Here is a 15,232-nt window from a genome sequence, read left to right on the forward strand (position 1 = left end):
GCCCACGGTGACCGTGTTCCCAGACGGGTGTACCCCCGGGCGCTCGACAGGCGTCACGGGTAGGTTCGGTGAATGAGTGCAGAGCTGACGCTCGGCGCCGAGGAAGAGCTGCACCTCATCGACCTCGAGTCCGGCCGACTTTCCGCGAAGGCCCCGCGCCTTCTGCCCAAACTCCCAGCAGACCGCTTCGGCGCAGAACTCCAGCGCACGACGATCGAGACGAACACCCCGGTGGTGACGACGCTCGACGACCTCCGGCGGGTGATCGTCGACCTCCGGCAGGAGCTGGCGGGAGCGATCGCGCCGGCGGGTGTCACCATCGCCGCCGCCGGCACGGCTCCCAGGTCGGAGTACGCCGACTTCGAACTGACCTCCGGTGGCCGCTACGGCCGCATGCAGGAGCAGTACCGGATGCTCGTCGACGAACAGCTCATCTGCGGCCTGCAGGTGCACGTCGGCGTGAGCGACCGCGACCTGGCGGTCCAGATCGCCCAGCGCGTCGCACCGACGCTCCCGGTCCTGCTGGCGCTGAGTGCGTCGAGTCCGTTCTGGAACGGCCAGGACACCGGGTACGCGTCGTTCCGGAGCATCATCTGGCAGCGCTGGCCGTCCGCCGGCAGCTTCGGCCGGGTCGAGAGCGCTGCCGAGTACGACAAGGTGCTCGAGGACCTCATCGCGTCTGGCGTGATCGCCGACAAGAAGATGGCGTACTTCGACGTCCGTCCGTCCTCGCACGCACCGACGCTCGAACTGCGGGTCTGCGACGCGACACCCGTGGTCGACGACGCGGTGCTCATCGCCGGGCTGTTCCGCGCAGCGGTCCGCAAGGCCGAGATCGCGGTCGAGTCCGGCGCCGAGTGGCATCCCAGGAGCGAACCGCTGCACCGCGCGGCGATGTGGCAGGCCGCACGCAGTGGACTGAGCGGCGACCTGCTGGGGCTCGGGCAACACCCGGAGCGGCTGCCGGCCGAGATCGCGGTGCGCCAGCTCGTCTCGCGGCTCCGCCCCGAGCTCGAGGAACTCGGCGACTGGGGGACCGTGAGCGCCCTGCTCGAGGACACCCTTGCGCGCGGCAACTCCACGGACCGGCAGCGGACCGCGTACGCCGAGCGGGGTTCGCTCGACGACGTCGTGGCGCTCGTGGTGGAGGACACCGCTGGCACCCCGTCCGGTCGGGACGACCACCCCGTCGTCGCGATCCCGTCGTACCGCGTCCGTGCCGGCGACGAGGCGGTCGGACCGGGCGCACGCCCCCGTCCCGCGTTCCGCGACCTGGCCGCGTTCTTCCGTGGCTGGGACGCCGAGACGACCATCGACCGCTGCACCGCCCGCGACGCCTGGACCCGGGAGCACGAGGTCGGCTTCGTGGTCGCCGGCGCCGTGCAGGACTTCGGCTGCGACCTCGTCCCGCGTACCGTCAGCGCCTACGAGTGGGACCAGCTCGCGAAGGGCCTCGGGCAGCGTGCCCGCGCGATCGAGCTCTTCCTCCGTGACGCGTACGGCGACCGGCGGATCGTCGCGGACGGCGCGATGGACGAGCGCGACTTCGTCGGCCGCAACGGGTGGGATCCCGACGCCATGCGCCTGCCGAGGGACGCCGTCCGTGCCCCGGTGCTGGGCTTCGACCTCGTGCGGAACGAGTTCGGCGGGTGGCGTGTGCTCGAGGACAACGTCCGCTCGCCCTCCGGCGTGGCGTACGGCATCGCGTTGCGCGAACTCATGGACGAGGTCGTCCCCGACGCGCCCCGGCCGGAACACCTGCGCGATCCGCACGGCGTCATGGACCGGATCGCCCACACGCTCCGCACCAACGCGACGGCCGTCACCGGTGAACGCGAGGCGGTGCTGGCGCTGATCAGCGACGGCCCCGCCGCCGGCGCCTGGTACGAACACCGCAGGCTGTCCGACGGAGCCGGGATGCGCCTCCTGACCGAGTCGGACCTGGACGTCCGCGACGGCCACGTCGTCGAGGCCGCGACCGGTGACGTCCTGCACGCGCTCTACCTGCGGGTGGACCGCGACGCCAGCGCCCTCCGGACCGACCTGACCCCCGATCTCGGCGCGCGGATCCTCGACGCGGCCGAGGCCGGGCGCGTCTACCTGGCGAACGCGCCGGGCAACGCGCTCGTCGACGACAAGGCGATGTACGTCAACGTGCCCGACCTGATCTGGTACTACCTCGACGAGAAGCCGCTGCTCGAGTCGGTGCCGACCTACCGGACCAGCATCGAGGGCGAACGGATGTCCGTGCTCGACCGCGTCGGCGAGCTCGTGACGAAGCCCGTCGACGGCGAAGGCGGCCGCGACGTCCTCATCGGGCCGGCCGCGAGCGCGCCGGAGGTCGCGGAACGCCGACGCGCGATCGCAGCGGATCCCGCGGGGTGGGTCGGGCAAGAGGTCGTCCAGCTCTCGTCGCACCCCACCATCGGACCAGCCGGGCTCGACCCACGGCACGTGGACCTCCGCGCGTTCGTGTACGTGACCGGCACGGGTCCGGACGACACCCACCTGGCGGACGTGGCGCTCACCAGGGTCGCGCCGGAGGGCAGCCTCGTCGTGAACTCGTCGCGGGGTGGCGGCGCCAAGGACACGTGGATCGTCGGCACGGACCGGGAGGACAGCTGATGTGTGGACTCGCTGGAGAGATCCGGTTCGACGGGACGTCCCCCGACGTCGGGACGGTCGCCCGGATGACCGGGTGCCTGGTGCACCGGGGGCCGGACGGCGACGGACTCTGGGCGCGCGGCCCGGTGGCGCTCGGGCACCGTCGTCTGTCGATCGTGGACCTGTCGACCGCCGGCGCGCAGCCGATGGTCGTCACGCGCCTCGGCCTGACGATCGCCTACAACGGGATGGTCTACAACTACCGGGACCTCCGCGAGGAACTGCACGGCAAGGGCCACACGTTCGACTCGACGTCGGACACCGAGGTCATCGTCGCCGCCTACGCCGAGTGGGGCGAGTCGTTCGTCGACCACCTGATCGGGATGTTCGCCATCGCGATCTGGGAGCACGCCAGCGGCCGACTCGTGCTCGCGCGCGACCGGCTCGGGATCAAGCCGCTGTACGTGGCGGAGGTCCCCGGTGGCGTCCGGTTCGCGAGCTCCCTGCCGGCGATCCTGGCCGGCGGTCAGGTGGACACGTCCATCGACCCCGTCGCCTTCGCGTCGTACATGAGCTTCCACTCGATCGTCCCCGCACCCCGCACGATCCTGTCCGGCGTCGGCAAGCTCCCGCCGGCGACCGTGCGGGTCTACGAACCGTCGGGAGCGTTCCGCGACACGACGTACTGGCAGCCCCGGTTCGAGCGTGACCCCGCCCGTGCCGGTTGGTCGGACGAGGACTGGCAGCAGGCGTTCACCGCGTCGCTCCGCACCGCGGTCGAGCGCCGCATGGTCGCCGATGTCCCGGTCGGGGTGCTGCTCTCCGGCGGCATCGACTCCTCGCTGGTGGTCGCCCTGCTCGCCGAGGCCGGTCAGCAGGACCTCGCCACGTTCAGCATCGGCTTCGAGTCGGCCGGTGGGGAGTCCGGCGACGAGTTCGAGTACTCCGACGAGGTCGCCCGGCACTTCGGCACCGACCACCACCGCATCCGCATCCCCTCGTCACGCCTGCTCGACGGCATCGACGGGGCGATCCAGGCGATGAGTGAGCCGATGGTCAGTCACGACTGCGTCGCGTTCTACCTGCTCTCGCAAGAGGTCTCGCAGCACGTCAAGGTCGTGCAGTCCGGGCAGGGTGCCGACGAAGTCCTCGGCGGCTACAGCTGGTACCCGCCGCTCGCGGACGTCCCCCGGGACCAGGCCGCCGAGGCGTACCGGTCGGTGTTCATGGACCGGCGCTGGCCTGCCCTGCAGGGGTTGCTCGGGGAGCGCTGGCGGAGCGACGACGACACCCCGTCGGCGTTCGTGGACGCGGAGTTCGCGCGGCCGGGAGCCTCGACCAGTGTCGATGCCGCACTCCGCAGCGACACGACGATCATGCTGGTGGACGACCCGGTCAAGCGGGTCGACAACATGACGATGGCGTGGGGGCTCGAGGCGCGCGTGCCGTTCCTCGACCACGAGTTCGTCGAGTTCGCGGGCACGATCCCGCCGGAGCTGAAGCTCGCCGACGGCGGGAAGGGCGTGATGAAGCGTGCGGCGCGCGGCATCGTCCCCGATGCCGTCATCGACCGGACGAAGGGGTACTTCCCGGTGCCGGCGATCCGGCAGCTGGAGGGTCCGTACCTGGAGCGCGTCCGCGAGGCGCTGCACGCCCCTGAGGCCCGGGAACGCGGGCTCTTCGACGCAGGGGAGGTCGAGCGGATGCTCCAGGACCCGAACAGCACGAGGACCGAGATCGGCGCGAACGCGCTCTGGCAGCTCGGCCTGATCGAGATGTGGCTGCAGCACCAGGGGGTGCGGTGAGCCGGCCGGGAGGCTCGGTGCAGGTGGGCGCATCGGCGTCCGTCGCGCAGTCGGCCGAGACCAGGGCCGCGGTCGACCTGGGCGAGCGGCTCACCGCCGCCTGGGGCTCGTGGGGCCCGACGATGACGCGGAACGCGCGCCGGGTGGCCTTCGTCAGTGATCGGCACGGCACCCCCGAGGTCTTCGTGCAGGACGTCGTCGTCGACGGCCCACTGCCCGATCCCGTCCGCATCCGCCTGTCCGGCGACCCGGTCATCCGGGTGACGTGGTCGTCCGACGGGGAGTGGCTCGCCGTGGCCATCGCGACCGACGGCGGCGTGAAGCAGCAGGTCTGGGTGGTCCGACCGGACGGCAGCGACGCCGCGCAGATCGCCGGGTCGCGGTACCAGCACGCCGAGCTCGGGCCGTGGAGCCGCAGTGGGCACCGCGTCGTGATCACCCTGCCGTCGACCGAACCCGAGCAGCCGGCGCGCTCGTACCTCGTCGACCCCGTGTCCGGGGACCGCGACGACCTGGCGGTCGGCGAACTCATCCACATCCTCGACCTGTCGGTGGAGGAACGCCTCGTGGTGCTGCGCGACGGTGCCCGCGGCCACGAGTTCGTCGTGGTCGTCGACCGGCTCACCGACGAGAGCCAGTCGCTCCTCACCGACCCGCCGGACGGCTCCGCCGAGATCGCGTTCCTGCGGCCGTCCCCGGCGAGCGAGACCAGTCCGCTCGTCGCCTACGTCGCGACCGAGGCCGGGCTGCCCCGCCGCGGGCTCGTCGCGCAGCCGGTCGGGCCGCACGGGTGGCGCGGGAAGCCCCGCGGGATCATCGACCGCGACGACGCCGAGCTCGAGTTCCTCGACGCCGACGACGCCGGGCGCACGCTGCTGCTCGGCTGGAACGTTGACGGTCGCAGCGAGCTGGACCTCATCAACACGCACGACGCCTCGCGCACCCCCGTGCCCGACCTTCCCGGGTACGTCGTCACCGACCCGGTGCTCAGCCGGGACGGGCGGAGCGTGATCCTCGCCGTCGAGGGGCCGTCGCGCCCCCGGGAGCTGTGGCGTCTCGACACGAACGCGTTGACCTGGAGCCGGGTCACCGACGTCCCGGCGCTGCCCGACGTGTCGCTGGTGGAGCCGACGCTCGAGCGTTTCACCGCCCGTGACGGACTGGAGCTGACCGGGTGGCTGTACCGGGCGGTGGAGCCGGCCACGTCGACTGCCTTCGCTCCTTCCGGGGCTGCGCACGAGCCTCCCGTCGGTCGTGCAGCGATGCTGCACCTGCACGGCGGGCCGGAGTCGCAGGAGCGGCCGACGTTCTCGCCGCAGCACCAGGCGCTCGCCGCAGCGGGGATCACGGTGTTCGCGCCGAACATCCGCGGATCCAGCGGGTACGGGCGGGAGTTCGTGCACGCCGACGACCTCGGGCTGCGGTGGAACGCGCTCGCGGACGTCGTGGACTGCGCGCGGTTCCTCGTGACGAACGGGTACGCCGAGCGTGGGCGGGTCGCCGTCGAGGGCCGGTCGTACGGCGGGTACGCCACGATCGCCTCGCTCGCGTTCACGCCGGACGTGTTCGCCGCCGGGGTGATGGTGTGCGGGATGAGCGACTTCGCGACGTTCTACCGGGACACCGAGCCGTGGATCGCCTCGGCCGCCGCGACGAAGTACGGGCACCCCGTGGACGACGCTGCGCTGCTCGAGTCGCTGTCGCCGATGCGGGCGATCGACGACGTGACGGCGCCGCTGCTCGTCGTGCACGGCGAGCTCGACACGAACGTCCCGATCGGCGAGGCGCACCAGGTCGTCGATGCCCTGCGTGCGCGGTCGCACGACGTGTCGTACCTGGAGCTCGAGGGCGAGGGGCACGAGTACCGGCGGGCGTCCTCCCGAGCGCTGCTGGTGCGGACGATGGTGGAGTTCCTGGCGTCGCGCTTGGTGTGACGCCGGGCTGGGGTCGGGGGCCGATTCGCGCGTGGGAGGTCGATTCGCGCGTAGGTGTCCTGTCTTCCCGACCCCCTACGCGCGATTCCGCCTCCCATCCCGGGCGTCATGGGTCGGAACGCCGCGGAGCTCGTTCGTGGATTCTCTAGGATCGAGGTATGGCGAGCACGATCCCCGGATTCGGCGCGGAGCGCATCACGCAACGGGGTCTTCGCGATCGTGTCTACGACCGGGTGCTCGACGTGCTCATGGGACCGGACGTCGAGCCGGGCATGCGGTTGTCGATCGACGGGCTCGCCCGGACGCTCGGGGTCTCGCCGACGCCGGTGCGCGAGGCGCTCGTGCAGCTCGAACGGACAGGGCTCGTCACCCGCGAGGCGAACAAGGGGTACCGCGTCGCCCCGCCCCTCGCCGGGGACCAGCTCGAGGCGTTGTTCGACGCCAGGTTGATCGTCGAGAGCGGTGCCGTGGAGCTCGCCGCGCGGGGTGACGTCGAGGGGCTCCGGGAGCGCCTGGTCCTCGCCCTGTCGGACCAGGCGGCCGTCGCCCGCGAGGTCGCCGTCGTCGGCTCGGCGCAGGCCTCAGAGGAACTCATGGCCAGGTACTTCCGGAGCGACTGGCAGTTCCACCAGCTGATCTTCGACGCGGCCCGGAACCCGTTCCTGCTCGAGATGTCGGACATCATCACGACGCGCGTGCACCGGATGCGGCAGATCGTCGAGGGTGGCGGGGACGACACCGACCGTGCCGTCCACGAGCACCAGGCGATCGTCGATGCGCTCGCGTCCGATCCGACGTCCGCCGTCGCGGCGATGCGCCTGCACATCGACGCCGTGCGGTTGCGGTCCCGCGCGGACGCGTCCCACGCGGGCTGACGCGGCTGGCGCATGGGGGTGCTCGCGCGGGCGCGGGCGCGGGTCCTCGTGCTCCGACTCGGAACGACAATCCCGATGTCGTACGACAGTGGTGTTGTCGCTCGTTGTGGACGCAACCGTCTCGGCGCGCATGTCGGGCAGCCGCGCGCGTCCGAGCTCGGTGGCGCAGACTACGAGTCGACGCTGTCGACGTGTCGAGGACACGACGTTCGGAAGGGGCCGGGATGCACGAGGAGCACGACTGCTGCGCACCGGTCGGGCGCGCGGCGCTGATCGGCGGTGCGGTCGGTCACGTCGGTGCCGCGGCGACCGCGGGCACCGCACACAGTGGGCACCGGATCCCGCAGGCGACGGTGCCCGCGCAGACGTTCCTGATGGGGGACGCGCTCGGCGACGCGAAGTGGGGCGATGGCGAGACGCCCGTGCACCCGGTGTCGCTCGACGCCTTCGAGATCGACACGACGAGCGTCACGAACGACGACTTCGCCCGGTTCGTCGAGGCGACCGGGTACCGCACCGAGGCCGAGTCGTTCGGATACTCGGCCGTGTTCCACCTGGCGTTCGCCGGTGCTGACGACGACGTGCTCGGGCAGCCGCCCCAGACGCCCTGGTGGCTCGGCGTCCGTGGCGCCGACTGGCGGCATCCGGGCGGCCCGGCATCTTCGGTCGACGAGCTCGGCGACCACCCGGTGGTGCACGTCTCCTGGAACGACGCCGTCGCCTACTGCGACTGGGCCGGACGAGCACTGCCGACCGAGGCGCAATGGGAAGCGGCATCCCGTGGTGGACTCGAGGGTGCCAGGTACCCGTGGGGCGACGACCTGCGCGACCCCTCGGCCACCGACGATTTGTGGCGCGTGAACATCTGGCAGGGCGTCTTCCCGACGGAGAACACGCTCGACGACGGGTTCCTGACGACGGCGCCGGTGCGCTCCTTCGGGCCGAACGCCTACGGGCTCTGGCAGACCGTCGGCAACGTGTGGGAGTGGTGCGCCGATGCCTGGTCCGCCACGACGTACGCGTCCGACGCGGAAGCGGGTACCGTGCATGCGCCGACGGGGCCGAGCGCCGACACGCCCGATGCGCCACGGTTGATGCGTGGCGGCTCGTACCTGTGCCACGACTCGTACTGCAACCGCTACCGGAACGCCGCACGATCGTCGAACACGCCGGACTCGTCGATGGGCAACGCCGGCTTCCGGACGGTCTCCCGGGTCTGAGCCGGCGGACGCCCGTGCCGAGGTTCGGGTCAGCGGCACGGGCGCCCTGATCCTCCGGGCCCGGACTCCTTCGGAGCCCCCGTACGGGGGGTTTGGTCCGATTCGGTTGCGCTCCGCCGACGAGCATGTATCTTTCCTATAGGAAAGAGGTTCAGCGATGAACCATCGACGTGCAAAGGAGCATTCCGTGACCACAGCACAGGACTGGGTCCAGCAGGACTGGGATCCGACCACCTGGACGGCGGACACCTGGCCCATCGCGGCATGTCTGCACGGCTTCCCGGCCGTCGGCAGCGACGGCGTCGCCGTGCACGACGCCCCGGCCGAGGTGTGGGACGACATCTTCGGGCAGGTCAGCGCCGCCGGGTTCTCCCTCGCCGAGCTCGCCGACAGCCACATCCGACCCGCCGACCTCGAGCCGTCCCGGCGTGACGAGCTCTTCGCGATCGCGCGCTCGCACGGCATCGGTATCCCGTCGGTGCACCTGCAGCGCAAGAGCGTCATCCAGCCGGGCCACGAGGAGGACAACCTCGCCTACGCCCACCGAACCATCGATGCGGCGGCCGAGTGGGGCATGCAGGTGTTCTCGACCGGGCTGCACCAGCCGTTCAACGAGGCCCAGCAGCGCGCGCTGTGGTTCTGGACCGCGCAGGGCCCGACCGACCCGGACGACCCCGAGGTCTGGAACGCCGCGGTGTCCCGCCTCCGGGAACTCGGCGAGCACGCGGCGTCCGTCGGACTCCCGATGGCGCTGGAGCTCTACGAGGACACGTACCTCGGCACCGCCGACAGCGCGGTCCGCCTCGTCGAGGAGATCGGGCTCGACAACGTCGGCCTGAACGCCGACGTCGCGAACCTCATCCGTCTGCACCGCCCGGTGGAGGACTGGAGGGAGTTGTTCGCGAAGACCCTGCCGTACACGAACTACCTGCACGTGAAGAACTACACGCGGGACGAGTCGGCCGACGGGAGCTGGTCGACGAGCGTGCCGAGCACCATGGAGACCGGCCTCATCAACTACCGCCAGGTCCTCCGCGATGCCGTCGCGAACGGCTTCCGCGGCATCCTCATGACCGAGCAGTACGGCGGGGACAGCCTCGGCGTCTGCGCCACCAACCAGCAGTACATCCGTTCCGTCCTCGCGACCTCGGTCGTCGGGGCGACGCAGCAAGGAGCAACTCGATGAGCACCCTCGACATCGCCGTCGTCGGATCCGGCTACATGGGCGGTGGGATCGCGCAGGTCCTCGCCCTCGCCGGCCACACCGTCCGGATCGCGGACGTGTCCGCCGAGATCGCGGAAGCCAACCGAGCGCGGCTCATCACCGAGACGGAGCAGTTCGTCGCGGACGGCCTCTTCCCCGCGGATGCCGTGTCCCGCGTCGACGCGCACCTCAGCGCCGCCGCCTCGATCGAGGAAGCGGTCGCCACGGCCGACTTCATCGAGGAGGCGGTCCCCGAGAAGCTCGAGATCAAGCACGACACCCTCCGTCGGATCAGCGCCGCCGCGAAGCCCGACGCGATCATCGGCTCGAACACCTCCACCATCCTGATCCAGTCGCTCGCCGAGGCCGTCACCGGTCCGGAGCGGTTCCTCGGGGTGCACTTCTCGAACCCCGCGCCGTTCATCCCCGGCGTCGAGCTCATCCCGCACCCGACCACCGGTGAGCACGCCGTCGAGGTCGCCGAGGCCGTCGTCGCCGCGACGGGCAAGCAGTCCGCGCGGGTGAAGGACGCCACCGGCTTCGTGCTGAACCGGCTGCAGTACGCACTGTTCGAGGAGGCGACCAAGATCGTCGACGAGGGCATCGCGACGCCCGACGACATCGACACGATCGTCCGCACGACGTTCGGGTTCCGCCTGCCGTTCTTCGGCCCGTTCGCGATCGCGGACATGGCCGGACTCGACGTCTACGCGTTCTGCTTCGAGTCGCTGCAGACCCGCTGGCCCGAGCGCTTCGCGACCCCGTCGTCGCTGCAGCAGCACGTCGACGCCGGCGAGCTCGGCACGAAGTCCGGCGCGGGGTACCTCGAGGTACCGGCCGACCGGACGCCGGAACTCGTCGCCTACCGCAACCGCGCCTACGTCGCCATGCAGAAGCTCCTCGACGAGCTCGGGCCGGCACCGATCCACTGACCGAACGGGAGCGAGACATGAGCAACCAGAGCAAGACCGTCGTCCTCACCGGAGCAGCCTCCCCGCGCGGCATCGGCCGCGCCACCGCCCACCACCTCGCAGCGGCCGGGTGGGACATCGGGATCATCGACCTCGACGACGACGCCTCGAAGGCCGTCGCGGCCGAGATCCAGGAGCAGCACGGGGTCCGCGCGGTCGGTGTCGGCGCGAACGTCGCCGACGAGTCCGCCGTCCGGGCGGCGTTCGACGCCATCGAGGCCGACATCGCCCCGATCACCGCCCTCGTGAACCTGGCCGGGGTGTCCTCGGCGCACGAGTACCTCGACCTGCCGGAGGGCGAGTGGCACCGCGTGCTGTCGATCAACCTGGACGGCGTGCACTTCGCCAGCCTCCGTGCCGCGGAGTCGATGGTGCAGACCGGCTACGGCCGCATCGTCAACCTGTCGTCGGTCTCCGCGCAGCGCGGCGGCGGCACGTTCAGCAAGACGCCGTACACGGTCGCCAAGGCCGGCGTCATCGGGCTCACCCGTGGGCTGGCGCGTGAGCTCGGGCCGAAGGGCGTCACGGTGAACGCGATCGCCCCCGGTCCGATCGACACCGACATCATGGGCGGCACCCTGACCGAGGAGCGCAAGACCGCGATGGCCGCGGACGGCGTGCTGCCGCGCATCGGCACCCCGCGGGACATCGCAGCGGCGATCGCGTACCTGATCAGCGAGGACGCCGGGTTCGTCACCGGTCAGACGCTGAACGTCGACGGCGGCCTCTACATGCACTGACGGCGAGGCCGTTCCCCTGTTCCGTACCGTGCTCGCGAAGGAGCGAACCCGTGTCACTTCCCAACGTCCCCGCGCTCGGATCGACCCACGATCCCGGGCTGAAGTCGGCCATCGGCAAGGCCACCAAGCACCTGATGCCGATGCTCGTGATCCTGTACTTCGTCGCGTTCCTCGACCGCACCAACGTCGGGTTCGCGGAGGAGGCCCTGAGCGTCGACCGCGGCATCTCCGACGCGGCCTTCGCACTCGGTGCCGGCATCTTCTTCATCGGCTACGCGATCTTCGAGATCCCGTCGAACCTGCTGCTGAAGCGCTTCGGCGCTCGGTTCTGGCTCGCCCGCATCGCGATCACGTGGGGCATCGTCGCCGCGCTGTTCGCCTTCACGACGAACGACACCATGTTCATCGTGCTGCGGTTCATCCTCGGCGTGACCGAGGCGGGACTCTTCCCCGGCGTGATCATGTACCTGTCCGAGTGGTTCCCGAACAAGGTCCGCGTGCGGATGTTCGCGATCTTCTACCTGGCGCAGCCGTTCTCGCAGATGATCGGCGCGCCGCTGTCCGGCGGTCTGCTGAGCTTCGGCGACCAGGCCACTCCGTTCCACGGCTGGCAGGTCATGTTCGCGGGCGAGGGCATCCTCGCGGTGCTCGCCGGCATCGCCGCGCTCGTGTTCCTGACGAACAGCCCGCAGCAGGCCAAGTGGCTCGAGCCGGGGGAGAAGGACTCGCTGACGGCGGCGATGGCCCGCGAGGACACCGCCCGCAGCGCCGACGGGCCGCAGGGGATCTGGAAGGCGATGGCGAGCGGCCGGGTCTGGTACTTCACGATCATCTACTTCTGCCTGCAGGTCGCCGTCTACGGCACCACGTTCTACCTCCCGCAGCAGGTGTCGTCGCTCCTCGGGCAGGACGTCGGCTGGCAGGTCGGGCTGGTGTCCGCGATCCCGTGGCTCGTCGGCCTCATCGCCTGCTACCTCGTCGGATCGAAGGCGGACTCCGTGGGCCGCCGCCGACGCTGGGGGACGATGTTCTACGTCTTCACCGGCCTCTCGATCCTCGGCTCCGCGTGGGCCGGCGCGAACGGGCAGCCGATCCTCGGCATCGTGTTCATCACGCTGGCCGTGGCGAGCTTCTTGTCGGTCGGCCCCATCACGTGGGCGTACCCGACGGCGTTCCTCACGGGCGCCGCCGCAGCAGCCGGCATCGGGCTGATCAACTCGCTCGGCAACCTCGGCGGGTTCGTGGCACCGATCATGCGCACGGCGATCAACGAGGTCGTCCCGACCGACAGTGGAGCGTTCGGCATCGTGTCGCTCGGTGTCCTGGCGTTCGTCGCGGCCGTGATGATCTTCTGCACGAAGTTCTTCCGGCAGTCGCGGGCGGACGACCTGCTCGACACCTCGCACGTGGCGACGACCGAACAGCGGGTGAAGCGATGACCCGGTTGTTCAACGATCCGGCGGACTTCGCGGACGAGATGGTGGACGGGTTCGTCGCGGCGAACCGGGCGTGGGTGCGGAAGGTGCACGGTGGGGTCGCCCGGTCCACTGCGAGCCCGGACGGCACGGTCGCCCTGGTGATCGGTGGTGGCAGTGGCCACTACCCGGCGTTCGGTGGGCTCGTGGGCCACGGGTTGGCCGCCGGTGCGGCGATGGGGAACCTGTTCGCCAGTCCGAGTGCGCAGCAGGTCACCGCGGTCGCCCGCGCAAGCCAGCACGGTGGCGGCGTGCTGCTGTCCTACGGCAACTACGCCGGCGACGTGCTCAACTTCGACGCCGCCGCCCGGTCACTCACGGAGCTGGGCATCGACGTCCGCACGGTGCGCGTCACGGACGACGTCGCGTCGGCGCCGGGGGGCGAGGCGCACAAGCGGCGGGGGATCGCGGGGGACCTGTGCGTGTTCAAGGTCGCCGGCGCCGCTGCAGAGCGCGGGGACACGCTCGACGAGGTCACCGAGGTCGCGACCCGTGCGAACGACCGCACCCGGTCCTTCGGTGTCGCCTTCTCCGGCTGCTCCCTGCCGGGCGCGGACGAACCGCTCTTCACGGTGCCGGAGGGTCGTATGGCGATCGGGATGGGGATCCACGGTGAGCGGGGCATCGACGAAGCCGACGTCCCCACCGCCGACGGCCTCGCCGAGCTGCTCACCGACCGGCTCCTCCAGGAGCGTCCGGAGGGCGCCGGAGACCGGGTCGTCCCGATCCTCAACGGCCTCGGCAGCGTGAAGTACGAGGAACTGTTCGTGGTCTTCAACGCCGTGCAACAGCGCCTCACCGATGCGGGCATCACGATCGTGGAGCCCGAGGTCGGGGAACTCGTCACGAGCTTCGACATGGCCGGGGTGTCGCTGACGCTGTTCTGGCCGGACGCGGAACTCGAGCAGCTCTGGGCGGCGCCGGCGAACGCGCCCGCGTTCCGGAAGGGTGCCGCGGTCGCGCAGGAGCGTCTCCCCGAGGACGTCCTCACCGCCGACGTCGTCGCACCTGTCGGTCCCGCGAGCGACGAATCGCGCACGCTCGCCCGCCAGGTCGCCGACGGGTTCCACACGGTGCGCGACCTGCTCGACGCCCACGCGGACGAGCTGGGGCGGATCGACGCGATCGCCGGTGACGGCGACCACGGCATCGGCATGCAGCGCGGCTCCACCGCCGCCGACGCGGCAGCACGAGAAGCCGCCGAGCGCGGCGCGGGCGCCGGCACGGTCCTCACGATCGCGGGGGACGCGTGGTCGGACAAGGCCGGGGGCACCTCCGGTGCGATCTGGGGTGCCGCCCTGGAGGCTCTGGGTCGCGTCATCGGGGACCGTGAACGTCCCACAGCGGCGACCGTCCAACGCGCGGTGCACGCCGCCACCGACGCGGTCCTCGCCTTCGGCGCGGCCGTCGGCGACAAGACCATGGTCGACGCCCTCGTCCCCTTCGACGACGTCCTCACCACCCGCATCGCCGCCGGCGACGACCTGACCACCGCCTGGCGCGCGGCAGCTGACGCGGCGCAGCAGGCAGCAGACGGAACGGTCGACCTCCTGCCGAGGATGGGCCGGGCGCGCACCCACGCCGAGGACGCCGTCGGCACACCCGACCCCGGCGCGGTGTCGTTCGCGCTCATCGTCGACGCGGTCGCGCCGTGATCACGATCGGCGTCTCGCTGAAGATGTACTTCGGGCACGCGCAGACGCTGCGCTGGGCCGAGGCCGTCGCGGACATCGCCAAGTCGCACCCGGCGGTCACGAGCGGCGCGGTGGAGCTGTTCGTGATCCCGACGTTCCCGTCGCTGGTCCCCGTGCACGCGGTACTCGAGGGCACGGCCGTGCTGCTCGGCGCCCAGGACCTGGCGACGGAGGACACGGGCGCGTTCACCGGCGAGGTCTCCGGCGCCGAACTCGCGGAGATCGGCGTGGACCTCGTCGAGATCGGGCACGCGGAACGCCGTTCCCTGTTCCACGAGGACGACGCGACCATCGCGCGGAAGGTCGACGCCGCGTTCCGCAACCACCTGCGTCCGCTCGTCTGCGTCGGCGAGGCGATCCGGTCCTCCCGTCTCGATGCGATCGCGGACGTGACCGGACAGCTCGACCGAGCCGTCTCACGGGACGCCGCCGCACCGGTGATCGTCGCCTACGAGCCGGTCTGGGCGATCGGCGCGCCGCAGCCGGCGCCCGACGACCACATCGTCGAGGTCCTGACGGGCATCGAAGCGCATCTCGAACAGCGGCCGGAGCTGGCGGGGTCGGTCGTGGTCTACGGCGGCTCCGCCGGGCCGGGACTGCTCACGCGGGGGCAGGGCCGCATCGGCGGGCTGTTCCTCGGCCGGTTCGCGCACGACCCGGCCGCGATCGCGGCGATCCTCGACGAGGCACAGGCGCTGAGAGGCGACTGA

Annotated in this window: 11 protein-coding genes; all 11 read left to right on the plus strand. The window is 71.2% G+C overall.

The genetic code is table 11. The features are described from left to right. The first annotated feature begins 72 nt into the window (after positions 1-72). The 11 genes from QK288_RS03115 (at position 73) to QK288_RS03165 (ending at position 15,232) form a co-directional block, all read left to right on the plus strand. Complete coding sequence (locus QK288_RS03115) at positions 73-2,625, plus strand: carboxylate--amine ligase/circularly permuted type 2 ATP-grasp protein (protein ID WP_281266353.1); 2,553 nt, start codon at positions 73-75, stop codon at positions 2,623-2,625. After that, complete coding sequence (locus QK288_RS03120; RefSeq protein WP_281266354.1) at positions 2,625-4,409, plus strand: N-acetylglutaminylglutamine amidotransferase; 1,785 nt, start codon at positions 2,625-2,627, stop codon at positions 4,407-4,409. The genes QK288_RS03115 and QK288_RS03120 overlap by 1 nt, the downstream gene beginning before the upstream one ends. Next, complete coding sequence (locus QK288_RS03125; protein ID WP_281266355.1) at positions 4,406-6,343, plus strand: prolyl oligopeptidase family serine peptidase; 1,938 nt, start codon at positions 4,406-4,408, stop codon at positions 6,341-6,343. Before QK288_RS03120 ends, QK288_RS03125 begins: the two co-directional genes overlap by 4 nt. Positions 6,344-6,501: 158 nt before the next feature. After that, complete coding sequence (locus tag QK288_RS03130; RefSeq protein WP_281266356.1) at positions 6,502-7,218, plus strand: GntR family transcriptional regulator; 717 nt, start codon at positions 6,502-6,504, stop codon at positions 7,216-7,218. 224 nt (positions 7,219-7,442) lie between these two features. Further along, complete coding sequence (locus QK288_RS03135; RefSeq protein WP_281266357.1) at positions 7,443-8,438, plus strand: formylglycine-generating enzyme family protein; 996 nt, start codon at positions 7,443-7,445, stop codon at positions 8,436-8,438. Between the two features lie 187 nt (positions 8,439-8,625). Further along, positions 8,626-9,624, plus strand: a complete 999-nt coding sequence (locus QK288_RS03140; protein WP_281266358.1) for a sugar phosphate isomerase/epimerase family protein — start codon at positions 8,626-8,628, stop codon at positions 9,622-9,624. Then, positions 9,621-10,574, plus strand: coding sequence for a 3-hydroxyacyl-CoA dehydrogenase family protein (locus tag QK288_RS03145; RefSeq protein ID WP_281266359.1), 954 nt, complete (start codon positions 9,621-9,623; stop codon positions 10,572-10,574). The genes QK288_RS03140 and QK288_RS03145 overlap by 4 nt, the downstream gene beginning before the upstream one ends. Before the next feature lie 17 nt (positions 10,575-10,591). After that, on the plus strand, positions 10,592-11,353 hold the full coding sequence (locus QK288_RS03150) for an SDR family oxidoreductase (protein WP_281266360.1): 762 nt from the start codon (positions 10,592-10,594) through the stop codon (positions 11,351-11,353). Positions 11,354-11,403: 50 nt separating this feature from the next. Next, positions 11,404-12,792, plus strand: a complete 1,389-nt coding sequence (locus QK288_RS03155) for an MFS transporter (protein WP_281266361.1) — start codon at positions 11,404-11,406, stop codon at positions 12,790-12,792. After that, positions 12,789-14,483, plus strand: a complete 1,695-nt coding sequence (locus QK288_RS03160) for a dihydroxyacetone kinase family protein (protein WP_281266362.1) — start codon at positions 12,789-12,791, stop codon at positions 14,481-14,483. The genes QK288_RS03155 and QK288_RS03160 overlap by 4 nt, the downstream gene beginning before the upstream one ends. Then, positions 14,480-15,232: a triose-phosphate isomerase family protein gene (locus QK288_RS03165; protein WP_281266363.1), complete on the plus strand. Its 753-nt coding sequence runs from the start codon at positions 14,480-14,482 to the stop codon at positions 15,230-15,232. Before QK288_RS03160 ends, QK288_RS03165 begins: the two co-directional genes overlap by 4 nt.

This window comes from Curtobacterium sp. 9128 (genome assembly GCF_900086645.1).
GTDB lineage: Bacteria > Actinomycetota > Actinomycetes > Actinomycetales > Microbacteriaceae > Curtobacterium.

Coding starts and splice junctions, on each gene's coding strand:
- QK288_RS03145 (WP_281266359.1), top strand. CDS start 9,621: ATGAGCACCCTCGACATCGCCGTCGTCGGATCCGGCTACATGGGCGGT.
- QK288_RS03135 (WP_281266357.1), top strand. CDS start 7,443: ATGCACGAGGAGCACGACTGCTGCGCACCGGTCGGGCGCGCGGCGCTG.
- QK288_RS03160 (WP_281266362.1), top strand. CDS start 12,789: ATGACCCGGTTGTTCAACGATCCGGCGGACTTCGCGGACGAGATGGTG.
- QK288_RS03150 (WP_281266360.1), top strand. CDS start 10,592: ATGAGCAACCAGAGCAAGACCGTCGTCCTCACCGGAGCAGCCTCCCCG.
- QK288_RS03120 (WP_281266354.1), top strand. CDS start 2,625: ATGTGTGGACTCGCTGGAGAGATCCGGTTCGACGGGACGTCCCCCGAC.
- QK288_RS03130 (WP_281266356.1), top strand. CDS start 6,502: ATGGCGAGCACGATCCCCGGATTCGGCGCGGAGCGCATCACGCAACGG.
- QK288_RS03115 (WP_281266353.1), top strand. CDS start 73: ATGAGTGCAGAGCTGACGCTCGGCGCCGAGGAAGAGCTGCACCTCATC.